The following is a 14172-nucleotide window of genomic DNA, read 5'->3' as shown; positions in this document are numbered from 1 at the left end:
GGACTCCCGCTCAGGGGCCGGGCATGGGAGTCGGCGTCGCATTCGTCGTGCAGTCGACGAGCCCCTGGGTGAACCTCGGCGACTGCCAGATCGCCTTGTCCTTGTCGTTCGGCAGGTGTTCGACGATCGACCCGGTGCCGAGGGGTGCGCCGCCGGCGAAGAAGTGCAGCGCCTCCTGGCTGAAGCCCTCGTTGTACACCAAGGTCGACAGGCACTGGCCGGCCGCCGCGTAGGTCTTCTTCTGACTCTCGTCCCGGGCGTAGGAGGAGAACATGGAGACCAGGCCCTTGGTGAGCTCAATAGACGAGTTGACCGGCTGATCCGCGCGGACCTGGTAGGCCGGCTTCAGGTTCGGCTTGCCAGCTACAGGCTTCGCGGCTGCCTTCGGCGGCACGTAGCTCTGAGTCTTGGGGCTGCTGCCGTTCGGGAGTACAGCCTTGTCGATGCACGCGTCGAAGTCCTCGCGCAGCGACCTCGAGGCCAGGAGCGCAGCGTCGCCCTCGCTCACCTTGTTCAGTCCGTCGATGGCTGCACCCATGTCGTCGCTGTCGGCCTTGACGATGTAGGCCAGCGCCTCCTCCGGCATTCCCGCCCTCCGCGCTGCGCTGGCTAGGCAGGCCCCGCCGTCCTTTCTGGAACTCTCAGTGCCCTGGAAGGCGAGCTTGTCCAGCGCCTCGCCGAGGGCCATATCGGTGACCTTGACGGTGCTCATGGTCGGACTCGGCGCAGACGGCGCCTGGGTTGTGCTGCCGTCGCCACTGGAGCATCCGGCGAGCAGAACGCCCGCGGCCACAGCGAGTGCTGCGGCCGCGGGTGCAGCCTTCCTCGTCCTCCAGGTCTTCATCGCTTCTCACCTCGCCTCTCCTGTCGCTGACCAGTCCGATTGAATCGACTGGCCTTCGAGGGTATCTTATCCAAATGCTTATCGAATGGCAGTCTGCGATGAGTCGGAATGCCGCGAGGTAAGGGGGTGCAGAGGGCGCGCCGAGCGGGGCTCGGGCGCGCAGGGTGCCTGCGGGTCTGTTTGGCGCTTGGGGATCAACGGAGTTGATCCGGAGGGCTCTGTGACACGTCGTGCGCGTGTCGGCTACGGGTGGCCCCTTCTAGGGCGGCTGTTCGTGGGCTTCTCGTCTCCTCCTACGAAGGACTGCTCGTCATGACTGCTCTTGCTTCTGCTCGGGCCACCACCGACGTCGATCTGCTGACGCTCACGCTGCTCGTGAGCAGTGACCAGAAGACCTGGCACCCGATCGTCTTCAAGGGTGAGAGCCCGGCCTACGTCGACAAGCAGGCCGCGGCCTGGCTCAAGGGACGGCCGGACCTCGCCGTCGAGATGGACGACTCGACCTGCTGCGGCGAGTTCCCCAGGACCTTCAACGAGATGTTCGCGTCCATCGCCCGCGACCGGCAGCTCGTGCAAGTGCAGACGCTCTGACGCGCATCCGGCTTTCAGAACGAGAGGTAGGACCGACCATGACTCTGTCTGCTGTGCACGTCCCTGCGCCCATGAAGTCCGGGCCGGTCGTCTACACCAACCAGCAGCTCCTGCACGTGCTCATCCACCTGGCGCAGGGAGAGAACACCCTGGGACGTCGCACCTTCGAACAGCGCCGCAGGGGCACCGATCCATCAGCTCCGCTTTACGAGCGCCGCTTCGGCAGCTGGAACCGTGCGCTGGAGCTCGCGGGTCTCGCCGTGATCGAACAGCCCCAGCAGCTCCAGACTGCGACGACGAAGTGGACCCAGAAGCAGCTCATTGCCGCGATCCGGCAGTGCCGGAGGGAGACGGGATCCACGACGCTAGCGGCCTACGAGGCCTGGCGCACGGATCCGGCGGACCTGAAGGGTGATGTCCCGCCGGCCACCACCATCCGCTTCCGGATGGGCAGTTGGTCGCGGGCGACAGAGCTGGCTTGCGGCTGAAATCCATCGGCATCTGCGACACCGTTCGATCCCCGAATGCGGCGCTGAACCGCAAGGGTCTGGAAAGGGGAACTGTTATGTCAACCGAAAGCGGCCTCTCACGGGTCTCCGCGTACGAGTCCATGTGAAGGGTGAGACCGTGTATGGGCTCGCCAGGGTCCGCCACAGGGATGGTCACAAGCACGCTGGCCACTACGAGGTGGAGCGTGTCTCGGCTCCCCCGATTCTGGTTCCGTTCGGGGATGCCGAACCGGGACCGAACGCCGATCAGATTCCGCCTGGGGTGGAATTTCCGGATCGTCGTGTGGCCTATCGCCCGCTGTTTGCTGAACCCGGAGTAAAGGAGACATCCGCCAGGGTCTCTGGTGCAAACGTTATCTTCCCCGGAAACATGGAAAGGCTCCGGGAACTGATCGCGCTTGTCCAATCGGGCTGGACCGTGCACTGGACCAGTCACGAGGCCAACGAGTTCCGGGGGCAACTGAGCATTGCCGAAGTCGGTGTATCCGAAGTGAGGATGAATCCGACCAAGGGAGCGCCGAGCCGGTACACATGGCCACTGGTGACGATTTCACTATTGAGGGTACCGCCATCACCAAGTACAAGGCTGACCATGCATACACCGGCGGTCGAGCGTCCACATTGACGCTGCGGTTCGAAGCGCCGCGCTAACCAACAGCCCTGGATCAAAGGGTTCTATTCGAAAGTGTAGCGGACGTTTGAGCCGCCGAAGTAACCGCGGACGACATGCGGCTGGCGTTGGCGGCGGTGGAAGTACCTGCGTCACAAGAACCGCGGAATCCGTCCCGCCCCCCCCCGACCGGTACGCATCACCCGGAGTGACCGGGAACTCAAAATGCAAGGCTTCCGCAACGCCGAGAACCAACAACTACGGACACGCTGTGTCACCACCCGCCGAGTCCGCGGACACCCCCGCACTACTCAACTTTGAAAACCCCTCTCTTTGCGCTGTGCGCTGTCCAGCCCTGCGCAAATCCCACCACGACCGAGCCGAGGACCCCATGACCGTCATCGCCGCACCGATCACTGACCTCCTCCTGACCGACGCCGCGTCGGCCGAGATAGCCCGTACAGTCACCGCGCAGTTGCCCGAGCTGGAGTGGTGTCCCTTCTGCTCCTACGACGAGACCAGCGAGCCGGGCCTGCCCCGCGACATCGTCACATGCATCGTCGAACCCGCCCTGCCGCCCGAGGACTGGGACCCGGGCTGGGGCCAGGGCCCGCTGTACGAGGTCACCTACCTCTCCTGCGGCCACACCCTCGCCGAGCTCTGCGAGTCGGCGGCTCCACGCTCCACTCACCGAAAGGACCTTCCCCATGTACCCCCTGACGCCATTACAGAGCTTGGCGCTCCTCTTCATCGTGTTGGCCATCGTCGCCTGCATCCTCTGGATCGCCCGTGAGATCAGCACCCAGACCCGGACGCCGGCACCGGCCGCGCAGCGCCCGGAGACCGACGGGTCCACACCCATCGTGCACATCGCGGTCCACCGGCCGGACGAGCCCTACGACCACGAGAAACACGGTCTCTGAAGATCAGCACTCCATTCATCTGACCGCCCTCAACTCCCACGCCTGGGGCTGCCGTCCATCATCGAAGAGGAAGGAATCCGCACCCATGACCAATTCCCGACGGAATCGGATCATCACAGTCGAGGGTCGGCAAGGGACCATGGCGCGCGGCCAGTCGCCGACCCGTCACGAGTCGCACCTGGCCCCGGTGAATCTGACCAAGCCGTACGTCTACGGGCAGAGCGATCCGGCATCCCGGCCAGCGGCGTAAGCAGCGCATTGCTCGGGACGTCGTCAAGTCCGTGCTGTCGCGGGCGACGCGCATGGTCGAGCGGCCCACCGAGCGCTCGGAGGGTGAGCCGACGGTCCGGGAGCAGCTGACGTACGCGCGCATCGTGATCGACGACATGCTCCTCGACCTGGACGCCGGTGATGTGAAGGAGCAAGACGCCCGGTCCCTGCTGCGGACGGTCGAGGACATCTACGCCCAGGTGCCGGGCGTCGAGGTGATCGAGGTCGAAGATGCGAGCGCGTCAGCAAAAGGGCGAGCCTCAGTTCCGAATGAAGGTCCGTGAGTACGAGGGGCGCAATTTCAGTCAGGCATTTGTTGTGCACGTCGATGGAACACGCACGCCCATCAGTGGGGAGGAATGAACGTGGCGAACAAGGAGACCGAGTCGGACAACGAGCCGGAGACGTATGTCAGGTATTCGGCGTTCAGCAGGGAGGTTCGGCCGATCGGTGAGCCGATCACTCATGCGTTCAAGCCGAGCGAACTGCACAAGGTGCATTTCTGCGAGTGTCCCGCGTGCAAGGGAAAGAACGGAATTCAGGAACAGGACGGGGCGTAATTCAATGCCGAAGATTACCGAGCTGGGCATGGATGACGACCTTCCCGGTGCGCGATGGGACCGCGAGACGAAGGCGCAGATGATCACGGATGGTGCGGAGCCAGGCATCCACCGGTTCGAGCGGCTGCCGTCTTACGAGGGCTACGCCGGTATGTGCGCGTGCGGGTTCCGGACGCCGCAGCCCTCGTACGAGCATATGGGCGACCTGACCAGGCTCATCTGGGAGCACCTGGAACGGGACGTCTTCCCGCCGGTCGATGAGGCCCTGCTGCTGAAGGAAGCCCAGTTGATCAAGCTCGGCGACCTGATCGGCTACCACCGCCTGGTCGAGGCGACCGAAGGGCACGGCATCCGGCACGTGGGCTGGCTCGTCGCCGGGACGCGCGGATCGATGCGCCTCAAGGACAGCGCGGAGTTCGGCGCCTTCCAGGGCTCGTGGATCAAGTTCAGCACCGAGAAGCAGGAGGGCTGAACATGGCAGTCGTCGGCTACACGTATGCACACGACAACCTCTGCCCCTCCTGCACGGTCGGACGGATGCGAGCGAACGGCATCAAGGTCGCCCGCAGCAGTGAGCAGGACGAGGCCATCCGACGGGCCGCCGAGCGGGTCGGAGTCGACTACAGCGACGAGCGTTCCTACGACTCCAGCGACTTCCCGAAGACGATCACCAGCCAGCAGGCCCGCACGGAGCTGACCGAGCTGCCGGACGGAGAGCGCGGCGAGATCGAAGACGAGAAGTGCGACCGGTGCGGGAAGTGGATGAAGCTCGGGGAGAAGTCGCCGACCGAGGCCGGTCTGACCCGCTGGGTCCGCGACGACTACGAGCTGCCGCAGGCCCTGGCCCGAGAGATCGCCAGGAAGTTGCGCGAGTGGGGCCTGTCGCACCCGGAGTTCATCACGGAGGACAACGTCCGCCAGGCCGCCGCGATGTTCCCGCATGACTACGCCACCGTGCACGCCGAGGGCAACCCGCAGCGCATCGTGCTGATGCCCACGCCGCAGTACGACAACGACCCCTGCTTCTACTGCGAACAGCCCTGGGAGAAGCACACGTTCACCTGCACCACCTGCGGCAACCACGTGCCGGCCGATGCGCCGCACGGCCACGAGGTCCAGGTCAAGGGGCAGATCAAGTTCCGTGAGGCCAAGCCCACGACATGAGAGGGAAAACATCCATGCCCGCAGTCTCCGAGCCGTACGACGCCAACGGATCGCACAACGTGCTGACCGACATGCTGGCAGCGCTCCGCAGCACTCAAGGCCGAGGCGTGAAGCTGACGCCGGTTCAGAGCGGATTCCTGGAGCACTTCGGTGCGATCGACCAGGCGGCCCGCGAGGGCGGCCGACTCCCGGACGCCTGGCACGCCAAGCCCGGCATACAGACCGATCGCCCGCACATGACGGCTCTCGCGGTCGCCGGTGACCGGGTGATCTCCGAGGAGAATCGCAACATCCTCAAGGTCAAGTGCGGGGAGCTGCGGTCGGCGCTCGAAGCGTGGAAGCAGCTCAAGGCGGAGGGCGACAGCCCGCGCGCCGAACGCGAGGAACTGGAGCGAGCGGCCGGCGAAGCAGAGAACGTCGCCAAGCCGCGTGCCAGGAGGCGTACGAGACCTATGTCAAGGACCAGAGCGGCAGCCTCACCGACAACGTCTACGGCGTTCTGGTCGACGACTGAAAGGCGGGCCCGGCCGGTGCAGGCATCGGATGCGTCCTCCCTTACGCATTTGCGGGTTCAATTCCCGCGCCGGGCACCAACCCCAATTCCCTTACTCATGTGAGGAGTTCAAGCATGCCTGAAACCAAGTCCAACAAGCTCGGTACGGAAACCGGAACTTACGTACTGCCCTGCGGCTGCAAGATTTACGTCTACTTCCCCGGCGGCACGATCCATTTCGCAACCGACTCGGTCACCACGAAGTGCCCGGAGCTGTCGCGCCTGTGGTCGGACTACTGGGCGAGCTGCCGCAATGATCACAACTGGACGTCGCTCAACAACTACCTCGCGTGCCTGCGGCACGTCGGCGCGTGGGAGGGCCGCATCGCATGGTGTGAGGCCGAGCGCGACCGCTACCCGAACCCGGCTGACAGCTACGACTCCCCGACCCAGCAGACTGAGATGGAGGAGCAGGGTGCGCCAGTCGCTTCCTGAAATCAGGGTCCGCATTCAGCATCCCGACGAGCCGGACGCCTACTCGTGGTGGGACTTCGACACCGAGGACGCAACAGAAATCCTCGCGGGCCGGAGGTTCCCGTACGTCGTGGAAGTCGTGGACGAGGCTGGCCAGCTCCTGGGCGACGTCTCGAATCTGGTCGCGGGCCCCGGCATCGAGGGCACCTACCGATCGCCGTGGGGCATCCCGGATGCGGCGGTGGCCTACTACGCCGTCGACTGCTGGACGTACGCGTGCGGCATTGGAACCGGCACTCTGTTCCGGTTCCTCAGCGGCATCTACCGCGTGATCAGCCCCGAGCACATCGACCAGGACTACAGCGTCGGCTACGCGACCGGCTTCCTGATCTGCCAGGAAACTGGCGGGCTCTCCCCGATGCGGATCTGCATCGAGCACGCCATAGACCGGGTGCTGGAGCTGACCGCGCCGAAGTGCTCGGCGATCCACTGCAATGCCTGGGCCACACACGTCCTGGAAACCGCCAACCCGTACTACCAGGCGGGATTCCGGATGGTGGGTGAACCAACCCGACGGGAGCCGATGTGCGAGCCGTGCGGCAGGAGCGAGCTGGACAGCAACAGCGCCAAATACCGCAAGCCGACGCTCACCAAGGAGACCGTATGAACTACGACACGGGCGACTCGTGGGACGCCTACATGATGCGTCACAACGGCTACGACACCGACTCCATCCGGGAGTTGGAAGGCAAGGGTTACCCGGTCTGCGATTTCAACTGCTGCCTGGAGAAGCCCGGCCCGGACGCCCCGCGGTGCGCAACGGTCATCCACGACCCGAGCGACCCGCCCGAGGAGCAGTGCCGGGGCGTGGCCACGCACACGATGTTCTACTCCCTCCGCGACCGGGACACGCAGACCCGCGAGTACTTCCACGGGCCCGCTTGCCTTCCGTGCGTACGCGGCTTCCGGCGGCGGCCGGCACTCCAGGTGACGGCCTACTTGATCGGCCAGGAACCGACCCCGCTACTTGTGCCGGGGAATGCAGACTCGACACAAACTGATCAGTCGGACAGTAAGAAGGGAAGTAGATGAACGTCCCGTTTCACGACATGACCGCCCGGGAGCAGAACGAGACCCGCGCGGAGTGGGCGCACGAAGCGCTCAGAGCGTTCGATGAACGCAGCAGCCAGAACTACTTCGGCAAACCAGCCAGCGACACGACGAACGACGTCCTGATGGAGACCGGAGGCGACCTGGTGTGCGCCCTGATGCACCTGGCCCGCCTGATCGGGGCCGACCCGAGTGCCCTGCTGGAGAAGGGCCGCAACGACTTCGACTCCGATGTCCGAGAGGAAAGCCAATGAGAACCGAAGCGCAGGGGTGGACGATCGTCCACCAGAAGCGCACCCAGTGGCTCGGCGAATTCGACGGGGTCTTCCTCGGTGAACGCGACGGCAACTGGCTTGCCGGGCGGATGTTTCGCGGCCAGAGCATGCACGACGGGTTCGATGAGAACGGCGAGTGGTGGTACGCCAACCAGTACGCCTGGAAGGCGGAGCACGAGGCGTCCCGGGCGCTGCACGCGGTGCGTGAGTACGTGCGGCTGTCAAAGGAGGCCGCGCAGTGCTGGGACGGCATTTTCGAGCAGCGGGCCGGTGAGGCGGTCGACCGGCACTGGGCGAACCGTGTGCCACTCGTCGGTGTGGCGGACATGTCGTCGCTGTGGGTGCGTCCCGGACTGACCGGTGACATTCGGAGCGGCACCTACATGCTGCCAGCCGTGGAGGCGAAGTACGACCTGCTGAAGCTCATGCGGGCCGCCTACTCGGTCCACGAGGCATTCCGTGACTCGGAGCAGTGCAAGACCGGCTCCGCGCTGCACAAGACGTACGAGGCCGCGATCGGGGCGGCCGGCCCGGTGCGCCTGAGCGTGGCTGGCGACCGCTTCGACCTGCGTTACGAGGGCCGCTACAACGACTCCGACGAGCGCTGGGGCCGCACCTGGACCCGCAACCCGCACCCCGGTCGGACTACCGCATGAAGACCGAGTACAGCGGGCGGAAGATCACCATCAAGAAATCGTCGATGAAGTACGGCCCGTGCACCTTCACCATCGGCGACTCCGAGCCCGTGACGGCGCGCGGCGACATGATGGAGCGTCCAGGCGAGCCGATGAACGTGCTCGGTTGGATTCACCGGCAGATCGACTTGCTTGACTCGAAGCCCGTCGAGCCGCTCATGTCCGCGTGGTGGTACCGGCCGGGCACGGTTGAAGATTGCCCGAGCACGAAGGGCAGGGACCGCGGTCCTCACCTAAGGCCGGTTAACGGACCTTGCACCGAAATCTGGTGCGTGCGCCAGGTCAAGATCGAGGCGCAGCGGGCGAAGCGGCGTACCGGCATCACGGCCGCGACCGTGTCCGCAAAGCTGACGCGCGCCGGATTTACCCGGGCCGATCTCAACTGGGATAGCACCGCGCGCAACGACGGCTTCAACGCGTCCGGAGAGCAGCGCAACCGACGCGTTCGCATCTCGTGGCGCGGCACCGATTACCGGGTGAAGGAACTGCAAGGGGAGCTGCCGAAAATCGGCGCGTTCCTCAAGAGCAAGGGCCACCCGGTGCGCATCAGCGGCGACGGAGGCTACTCGCTGTGGGTGTACCCCAGGGGACGCGCCGAGCCCACCGAGGGGCAACCATTCCCGGCTCAACAGGATGCGCCCGCCCACGCCGAGGAGTTGGTTGCCGAAGAGGGCAACTACCTGGTGACCAAGCAGGAGGGGAAGTACATCTCTCGCGCGATCGTCGAGCGGGAGCGCGCGGTGACCCTGGTGAGCGCCGCGATCATCTCGGGCGCCGAGGCTACCGCCGACGGCGGCACGGTCACCCTCGTGTACGAGGACGGCGTGCGCCTGCTGGTCGCCCGCACTTTCGACAGCGGCGACCAGGTGATTGTGAACGCGGGCAAGCCGAATGAGTTCTTCGGCGTGATCATTCGTCCCGCCCGCTCCGGCTGCTTCCGCGTCCGTGAGCCCGAGCACGGCACCGCGTGCGACTACCCCGCCGAGGAACTCGCGCGCGCCGAACCCGCTCAGGCCGAGGCGCCGCTCGATATGACCGGACTGACCGCCTACACCCTCGGCATCATCAACCTCGCCCGGTCCAAGGGCCTGCGGCCCGCCTGGAGCACACCACGCGGCAACACCCGCCGCCTGGCCCTGAACACGGTTGGTCCGCACGGCGCGTTCGGCAGCATCCAGATCGGCAGGACCAGCGGGAAGGTGCTGCGCGCCGAGGTGATCCCCGGCAACGACGGCAAGCCGCAGCACGCCGAGGGCACCAACGCCGTCCGCGCGCTCCTCACCGAACTCCCGGACACTGCCTGCACCGAGGGCTGCACCGCCCCCTCGCCCGCAGCCTGCCGCGAGCCGGGCAGCGGCCACCCCAACGTCCCCGTGCCACGCCGCTGCCCCGGGGAGCTGTGCGCCAACGGCCAGCCCCGCTCGGAGTGCTCCGAGACCGACCCATGCGAGCCCTGCTGGCAGGACCAGCAGGAGGAGGGCGACGCGATCGAGGCCAGCATGGGCCTGTGCTGAACCGCGCACCACCAGCCCCCGCCGACCGGCGGGGGCCGGGCCGTTGGCTTGCTCATGCACGACGAGCACGTGCGCCACGCCGGGGCGCACGGAGGCCCAGCACCCAGCCCATCCCGCACACCCGAAGGCATTGACGCAGGTCACCGTCCCACCCCGCACCTGGCGATGTCCGTAGTTTTCTCCCTGCCGGGCAGCGGCCACCCAACTCCCCCTCGCCGCACCGCTGTCCGGCACCCCGCCAACCCTCATCTGCGGGTGCCCGCCTGCTACCCGGGCACCCCCGACCCCGAGAAAAGGAGCACACCCGTGAACCTCGACACGCCCGCCATCGCCCCACCGCTGCCCGAGCCGGACCCGGCCGACTTTCCCGCCTACCTCACCCCGCGTCCGTGCACGAAGAAGGCCATCCGTCTGTCCCACGGCATCGCCGTGCACCAGTGGTCACAGGACGGCCGCCCCGTCCGCTGGGACATCTACCAGTACGGCCCCAGAGTGGGCACCTACAAGACCGAGCGAGGCGCGCAGGCCCGGATCAATCGGCTGATCGCCGACGCCGCCGCCACCTGACCACCCCGCCGAGACACACCGGCCACCAACCCCGCCCGGGGCGGCCCGCGGGCCCGCACCCCTCCAAGCCGCAGCACCCCACCTCACCGCCAGCCCATCCGCCGTCCGTAGCGTTGTTCGCGCCGTAGAGGGGTGGCCGGGCAGACAGGCCCAGCCACCCTTCCCCTCCGCGGGACACCGGGGCGCGAACACGGTGGCCGAGCGGCCCTCCGCCTCCGCCGTCGCCCTCCATCCTCTGGTGAAATGCACGTGTTCCAACGCTGCGCTATTCAGTGGCCTTGAGGGCCCCGACGCAGACATCCATCACTGCCCGGTCACCAGATAGGCGCCCAAAGTGCCGCCGATGCCAATGTCGCGAGTGACGCTCCACCCTTCCGCTTCAAGGGCATAGCGTCGGCTCCAAGCGCCGGTCGGTAGTGAACGTGGACGCGACCGTCGTCTGCGACGCCAGGCGTGGCGCGCTCGACTCGCTCCAGGAGGCCACGCGCATCAGCAGACGCAGCGACTCTCCGGACAGCGGAAATGGTTGGCATGTCAAGTGCCCCTTCGCCTTGGACGACTAACTCGGGCCTACAGGGCCAGACTTGCAGGTAGAGCTCGTGGTCTGCAGGTTAGCCTCACGCCTTTTGGCTATTTGGCCGTTTCCCACAGACGCCGCCTATCCGGCCGACCAACTGCGGGCACAGCCGCTGCTGTAGTCCGCTGACCGGCCTCGGTCCGTGTCCCCGCGCCCCCGGCCCGGTCCGGATTCCTGGTCGGGCCCGGATCTCGGGGGTGGGGCCGGTTCACCCGTCGCCCTGCACGTCGCCCCGCCGTGCGCACCGGTGTTCTTGCTGGTCACGGGCCCGTGTGGGGTGGTGTGGGGGCCGTAGTTTTCGGGGTGTGCCGGAGGGGCGGGTGATGCCGTCGAGCCCCGCCCTTCCGGCTGTAGGGGTGCCGCCCGTGCGTGTGTGGTGTCGGTGACCGCGCCCCTGCCCCCAATTCCCCTTTTACCCACTAGCCCCCGGTGTTCATTGCTCGGGGCGTGTTGCAGGAACGAGGCGTTTGACAGTGGACAAGAAGGCTCTCAAGGCTGTGGGGCGTGGCGCGGTGTGTGTCTGCCAGCGCTCGCGTGCCGCCGCGCCGGTGCCGGTGCGGCTGCTGGACGTCGGCCGTCTGTGGCGGCGCGAGATGCTGGGGCACGAGGTGGAGCACTGGACGGTGGACCGCTGATACCCGCTGCCAGGAAGACCCCGACCAGCGGTGGAGGGTGGGCTATCTGGCCGTCACGGTCCGCGCCGACGCCGGATACGTTCCGGCTCGGGCGGCCGCCGATCTGGCCGCGCTCACTCTGCCCACGCTGCCCGTCGAGCCGGGCGACGCGATGAGCGTGCTGGCCCACTTCGACCGTGCCCTTCCCCCGCACATGACCTTGACGATCGTCAACTCACGTCACCTGACCGGCCGTTGGTCCGGCTCCGGCGCCCGCTCCACCTCCCAGCCGCAGCAGGAGCAGCAGGGGGAGGGGGGCGGGCGGCTCACGGAGCGGGCGCTCGCCGCCCAGCTCGCCGACCCCGCCGCCCCACTGATGGCCGGGGCACTGCGGCTGCTGGACGGCACAGCACTTCAGGCACTCGCCGAGGCGAGTACCCGAACCGCCCGGCAGGTGTGGGCGGACCGCATCATCGAGCGGGTCAGGACGCTGGTCGCCGAGGAGCGGCCCGCACCGGGCGAACCGGTCGTGTGCGCCTACTTCAGGCCCATGCACGGCGACCGCATCACCTGGCATCCCGTCATCGCCGCGCTGTCGGCGGGCGAGGACACCCCGGACCTGCGCTACCGGGCGACTCCCGCCACCCCCATCAAGCCCCGGCGACAGGACGAACCCCCGGCGGATTTCGAGCTGGTGGAGGCGCTGAACGCGCTGGCCGCGCTCGACAAACCCGCCGACGGCCAGGTGCTGCGGGTGCATCTGGTCCACCACACCGTCACCCACGTCACCGCCTGACCCGCTGCCTGTTCGTGCCGGAGGACGCCTAGTTCATAGCGTTCCTCTCGGCCGGACAGGCGGTGCCCCTCTTCAACTGCCCGCTCCTGTAGCGCTTCCCGGCACCCATCCGACCGACCGCAGGAAAGGACCACCGTGACCCAACGCCACGCCGGATACGTCGTCGCCCTCGACGAGAACCTTCGTGAGGACGATGCCGAACAGCTGATCAACGCCATCAAGATGCTCCGCGGCGTCATCGCCGTACAGCCCGTGACCGCGGACGTGAGCCTGTCCCTCGCCACCGAGCGGGTCCGTCATGAGTACCGGCACAAGGTACTGGGGCTGCTGCGGGAACTGGGGTGACCGAGGAAACCGTCACCGCCCGGCCGCATGCGGATCCCGAGCGGCCGGACGACGCGCAGGAGGCGGGCCGCTTCCCCCACCTTTCCGCCCGCAGGCAAGGAGCAACCTTCCGATGTACATCGTCTACGCAGCCAGCGCGCACCACGACCCGAGTGTCCGGCACGTCTCCTACAGCAGGCTGGAGACGCTGTGCGGGAAGTACGCCGGGCCGATTTCGCAGCGCGGCGGTTCGTTCATGGTCGTCACGGGGAAGCGCGGCGCGACCATGAACGAGGCCGTGGCGGCCGTCGCCCCGCGCGGCGGCTGGGACACGGACCTGACGCGCCTGGGTGAGCCCTGGACGCGCGACAGCGAGCCGACCCGCATGAAGGTGCCCTCTGCCCGCAGCATCGCCAACCTGGGCAAACCGCAGGACCTGCGCGCCCGGATCGCGGCCGACGAGCGGTTCCCGCAGTGGAGGGCCGCGTACGAGGCCGCCAGGGAACAGGAGGAGCACAAGGCCGCCCAGGCCCGCGCGGAGCGGGAGGCCCGCATCGTGCCGCTGCGCATCTACATCCCGACGCCCGAGTTCAAGGACATCGCCGGGGGACATCGACTGGTCGACCACCCGTTCCACGAGGCGGCCTGCCACGACTGCCTTCTACTGGGAACGGTGGAGTACTTCCGGCAGGGGCGGCAGAAGAGGCTGCATGGCTGCTGTGCCCGGCCCGAGTCAGTGAACAGCGACGTGCTGACCAACCGCGCCGCGTACCAAACACTCACGCTCGACGAGCTGGCCGGCCTCTGGTGGAGGTACACGACCCTCGATCTCGGCATGGGCATCGAGGACTGGCGTCTGATCGCGAACCATCCCTGCCTGGCCGCCACGTTCACCTTCCGCGACCGCGAGTACGGGCTGCGGCACTCCCAGGACGGCACCTACATCTGGGCCGAGAAGCTGGAGAACCGGGGCCGCCTCCGGCCCGACCGGATCAACACCCAGTACGAGACCACCTACAAGCAGGTCGTCTTCCACATCCATGGCCTGGAGAACAAGTACGAGAACACGTACTTCATCACCTGGACCCCCGGCCGTCAGGACGTCATTCTCCACGCCGCCGAGGGGCAGATCAGAGCCGTGCTGCGCCTGACCGGCCTGACACGCCCCGGTGACCCGCTGGCCGAGGTGACCGACGCCGTGTGCGACACCTTCGGTGCCATTGCCGACATCACTTTCCAGACCCGCATCTACGAATAGGAGA

The 14172-nt window shown here is 67.0% G+C and carries 19 protein-coding genes and 1 tRNA gene; 19 read left to right on the top strand and 1 reads right to left on the bottom strand.

Annotated features, from left to right (window positions below; genetic code table 11):
- Window positions 1-10: 10 nt before the first annotated feature.
- Window positions 11-712, bottom strand: a complete 702-nt coding sequence (locus tag FE633_RS17605; protein ID WP_246113675.1) for a hypothetical protein — start codon at window positions 710-712, stop codon at window positions 11-13.
- Between the two features lie 444 nt (window positions 713-1156).
- Here FE633_RS17605 and FE633_RS17600 point away from each other — a divergent pair, with 444 nt between their 5' ends.
- From FE633_RS17600 to FE633_RS17520, 19 genes are all read left to right on the top strand, one after another.
- Window positions 1157-1435 carry a hypothetical protein gene (locus tag FE633_RS17600; RefSeq protein WP_138046115.1) on the top strand — a complete coding sequence of 93 codons (279 nt, stop codon included), beginning with the start codon at window positions 1157-1159 and terminating at the stop codon, window positions 1433-1435.
- Window positions 1436-1473: 38 nt separating this feature from the next.
- Complete coding sequence (locus FE633_RS17595) at window positions 1474-1923, top strand: homing endonuclease associated repeat-containing protein (protein ID WP_138046114.1); 450 nt, start codon at window positions 1474-1476, stop codon at window positions 1921-1923.
- Between the two features lie 1022 nt (window positions 1924-2945).
- Window positions 2946-3347, top strand: a complete 402-nt coding sequence (locus FE633_RS17590; protein WP_138046113.1) for a hypothetical protein — start codon at window positions 2946-2948, stop codon at window positions 3345-3347.
- Window positions 3307-3477 (top strand): hypothetical protein, encoded by a 171-nt coding sequence (locus FE633_RS47295; RefSeq protein WP_171059999.1) that lies wholly within the window; start codon window positions 3307-3309, stop codon window positions 3475-3477. The genes FE633_RS17590 and FE633_RS47295 overlap by 41 nt, the downstream gene beginning before the upstream one ends.
- Before the next feature lie 302 nt (window positions 3478-3779).
- The gene (locus FE633_RS17585) at window positions 3780-4031 is read left to right on the top strand and encodes a hypothetical protein (protein WP_171059998.1); all 252 of its coding nucleotides are present in this window, start codon (window positions 3780-3782) and stop codon (window positions 4029-4031) included.
- Between the two features lie 304 nt (window positions 4032-4335).
- Window positions 4336-4779 (top strand): hypothetical protein, encoded by a 444-nt coding sequence (locus FE633_RS17580; RefSeq protein ID WP_138046111.1) that lies wholly within the window; start codon window positions 4336-4338, stop codon window positions 4777-4779.
- Window positions 4780-4781: 2 nt separating this feature from the next.
- Window positions 4782-5471, top strand: coding sequence for a hypothetical protein (locus FE633_RS17575; RefSeq protein ID WP_138046110.1), 690 nt, complete (start codon window positions 4782-4784; stop codon window positions 5469-5471).
- A 521-nt stretch (window positions 5472-5992) separates the two neighbouring features.
- Window positions 5993-6064 (top strand) — tRNA-OTHER (locus FE633_RS47290).
- A 35-nt stretch (window positions 6065-6099) separates the two neighbouring features.
- Entirely contained in the window at window positions 6100-6459 is a 360-nt protein-coding gene (locus FE633_RS17565) for a hypothetical protein (RefSeq protein ID WP_138046108.1), read from the top strand.
- Window positions 6440-7105 (top strand): hypothetical protein, encoded by a 666-nt coding sequence (locus tag FE633_RS17560; protein WP_138046107.1) that lies wholly within the window; start codon window positions 6440-6442, stop codon window positions 7103-7105. The genes FE633_RS17565 and FE633_RS17560 overlap by 20 nt, the downstream gene beginning before the upstream one ends.
- Entirely contained in the window at window positions 7102-7530 is a 429-nt protein-coding gene (locus FE633_RS17555; RefSeq protein WP_138046106.1) for a hypothetical protein, read from the top strand. Before FE633_RS17560 ends, FE633_RS17555 begins: the two co-directional genes overlap by 4 nt.
- Window positions 7527-7802 (top strand): hypothetical protein, encoded by a 276-nt coding sequence (locus FE633_RS17550; RefSeq protein ID WP_138046105.1) that lies wholly within the window; start codon window positions 7527-7529, stop codon window positions 7800-7802. The genes FE633_RS17555 and FE633_RS17550 overlap by 4 nt, the downstream gene beginning before the upstream one ends.
- Window positions 7799-8479, top strand: a complete 681-nt coding sequence (locus FE633_RS17545; RefSeq protein WP_138046104.1) for a hypothetical protein — start codon at window positions 7799-7801, stop codon at window positions 8477-8479. Before FE633_RS17550 ends, FE633_RS17545 begins: the two co-directional genes overlap by 4 nt.
- Entirely contained in the window at window positions 8476-10032 is a 1557-nt protein-coding gene (locus FE633_RS47780) for a hypothetical protein (protein ID WP_212747233.1), read from the top strand. Before FE633_RS17545 ends, FE633_RS47780 begins: the two co-directional genes overlap by 4 nt.
- 306 nt (window positions 10033-10338) lie before the next feature.
- Entirely contained in the window at window positions 10339-10599 is a 261-nt protein-coding gene (locus tag FE633_RS17535) for a hypothetical protein (protein WP_138046103.1), read from the top strand.
- Between the two features lie 1044 nt (window positions 10600-11643).
- Window positions 11644-11811, top strand: coding sequence for a hypothetical protein (locus tag FE633_RS47285; RefSeq protein ID WP_171059997.1), 168 nt, complete (start codon window positions 11644-11646; stop codon window positions 11809-11811).
- Window positions 11812-11848: 37 nt separating this feature from the next.
- Window positions 11849-12586, top strand: a complete 738-nt coding sequence (locus FE633_RS17530) for a hypothetical protein (protein WP_138046102.1) — start codon at window positions 11849-11851, stop codon at window positions 12584-12586.
- A 135-nt stretch (window positions 12587-12721) separates the two neighbouring features.
- On the top strand, window positions 12722-12931 hold the full coding sequence (locus tag FE633_RS17525) for a hypothetical protein (protein ID WP_138046101.1): 210 nt from the start codon (window positions 12722-12724) through the stop codon (window positions 12929-12931).
- 112 nt (window positions 12932-13043) lie between these two features.
- Window positions 13044-14168 (top strand): hypothetical protein, encoded by a 1125-nt coding sequence (locus FE633_RS17520; protein WP_138046100.1) that lies wholly within the window; start codon window positions 13044-13046, stop codon window positions 14166-14168.
- Window positions 14169-14172 lie beyond the last annotated feature (4 nt).

The organism is Streptomyces montanus (assembly GCF_005786655.1).
GTDB classification, from domain to species: Bacteria; Actinomycetota; Actinomycetes; order Streptomycetales; family Streptomycetaceae; genus Streptomyces; species Streptomyces sporangiiformans.
This window is presented reverse-complemented; position numbering and strand designations above follow the sequence as displayed.

Bases quoted from the DNA above. Each gene is read 5' to 3' on its own strand.
- FE633_RS17605 (WP_246113675.1), bottom strand. From the start codon at position 712: ATGAGCACCGTCAAGGTCACCGATATGGCCCTCGGCGAGGCGCTGGAC.
- FE633_RS17600 (WP_138046115.1), top strand. From the start codon at position 1,157: ATGACTGCTCTTGCTTCTGCTCGGGCCACCACCGACGTCGATCTGCTG.
- FE633_RS17595 (WP_138046114.1), top strand. From the start codon at position 1,474: ATGACTCTGTCTGCTGTGCACGTCCCTGCGCCCATGAAGTCCGGGCCG.
- FE633_RS17590 (WP_138046113.1), top strand. From the start codon at position 2,946: ATGACCGTCATCGCCGCACCGATCACTGACCTCCTCCTGACCGACGCC.
- FE633_RS17585 (WP_171059998.1), top strand. From the start codon at position 3,780: ATGGTCGAGCGGCCCACCGAGCGCTCGGAGGGTGAGCCGACGGTCCGG.
- FE633_RS17580 (WP_138046111.1), top strand. From the start codon at position 4,336: ATGGATGACGACCTTCCCGGTGCGCGATGGGACCGCGAGACGAAGGCG.
- FE633_RS17575 (WP_138046110.1), top strand. From the start codon at position 4,782: ATGGCAGTCGTCGGCTACACGTATGCACACGACAACCTCTGCCCCTCC.
- FE633_RS17565 (WP_138046108.1), top strand. From the start codon at position 6,100: ATGCCTGAAACCAAGTCCAACAAGCTCGGTACGGAAACCGGAACTTAC.
- FE633_RS17555 (WP_138046106.1), top strand. From the start codon at position 7,102: ATGAACTACGACACGGGCGACTCGTGGGACGCCTACATGATGCGTCAC.
- FE633_RS17550 (WP_138046105.1), top strand. From the start codon at position 7,527: ATGAACGTCCCGTTTCACGACATGACCGCCCGGGAGCAGAACGAGACC.
- FE633_RS17545 (WP_138046104.1), top strand. From the start codon at position 7,799: ATGAGAACCGAAGCGCAGGGGTGGACGATCGTCCACCAGAAGCGCACC.
- FE633_RS47780 (WP_212747233.1), top strand. From the start codon at position 8,476: ATGAAGACCGAGTACAGCGGGCGGAAGATCACCATCAAGAAATCGTCG.
- FE633_RS17520 (WP_138046100.1), top strand. From the start codon at position 13,044: ATGTACATCGTCTACGCAGCCAGCGCGCACCACGACCCGAGTGTCCGG.